The 822-nt window shown below is 45.1% G+C and carries 2 protein-coding genes and 1 pseudogene; all 3 read left to right on the top strand.

Annotation, left to right across the window (positions count from 1 at the left end):
* The first annotated feature begins 113 nt into the window (after nt 1–113).
* Nucleotides 114–329, top strand: coding sequence for a hypothetical protein (locus tag DW039_RS16915; RefSeq protein ID WP_004291535.1), 216 nt, complete (start codon nt 114–116; stop codon nt 327–329).
* An 11-nt stretch (nt 330–340) separates the two neighbouring features.
* A complete protein-coding gene (locus DW039_RS16910; RefSeq protein WP_004291534.1) occupies nt 341–562 on the top strand; it encodes a hypothetical protein in 222 nt (73 codons plus the stop codon).
* 13 nt (nt 563–575) lie between these two features.
* A pseudogene (locus tag DW039_RS16905) lies at nt 576–779 on the top strand (PcfK-like family protein); the annotation flags it as partial.
* Nucleotides 780–822 lie beyond the last annotated feature (43 nt).

Genomic DNA, 822 nt, shown 5'->3' with positions numbered 1-822 from the left:
AGACGCATAAAAAAAATGTCGGATAAACGAGAGGCAGATAAGATAGTTTGAAACTCAACTCCCTCAGCTCTTGAATCCGCATAAAAAACAAAAAAATCAAAAACAGCGAAGATATGACGGCAACGGCAAATTTCAGACAAATGGCGCAACACATCGGGTTGGCGATATGCGGCTTGATGATGCGCACCGCCTTCGGGGTGTTCGGCATCCTTTGGGGCATCATCAGAGAGATTGTAAACGGAGTGTTCCGAGTGGCGATAGGTGTAATCGTGGCTATCCTTTCCACCATTGCCTTCTTTGGCTTCATCCTTTGGTTATTCACCCTTTAACCCTTACCGACATGGCAAAAAGAAACAGCAAGACGGCAGCGCAGCAGTGCAGATATTACGAGGTGGACAACATCTTCGTGTATATGGTGGAAACGTACATCAACGGCAATTTTGAAACTTTCCGAAGATTGTACCACGAACTGAACAAGGACGCACGGAGGGATTTCATGGACTTCCTTCTCAGCGAGGTAGAGCCGACCTATTGGAGAGAGATACTGAAACAGATAATCTAAAAATGACAGCGATATGAAAGGAACAGACCATTTCAAGAGAACGATATATATGTACTTGGAACAGCGTGCGGAGGAAGATGCGCTATTTGCAAAGAAGTACCGCAACCCTGCCAAGAACATGGACGAGTGCGTGACCCACATTCTGAACTATGTGCAGAAAAGCGGTTGCAACGGTTTCACGGACGGAGAGATATTCGGGCAAGCCATCCACTATTATCCCAATTAGTGACTTATCACAAGTTGATATTTTTGTTGAAGTA

This window comes from Bacteroides sp. AF39-16AC, assembly GCF_003602735.1.
GTDB classification, from domain to species: Bacteria; Bacteroidota; Bacteroidia; order Bacteroidales; family Bacteroidaceae; genus Bacteroides; species Bacteroides uniformis.
The sequence above is the reverse complement of the archived record's forward strand: the minus strand, read 5'-3'. Positions and strand labels throughout refer to the sequence as shown.

Bases quoted from the DNA above. Each gene is read 5' to 3' on its own strand.
- DW039_RS16915 (WP_004291535.1), top strand. From the start codon at position 114: ATGACGGCAACGGCAAATTTCAGACAAATGGCGCAACACATCGGGTTG.
- DW039_RS16910 (WP_004291534.1), top strand. From the start codon at position 341: ATGGCAAAAAGAAACAGCAAGACGGCAGCGCAGCAGTGCAGATATTAC.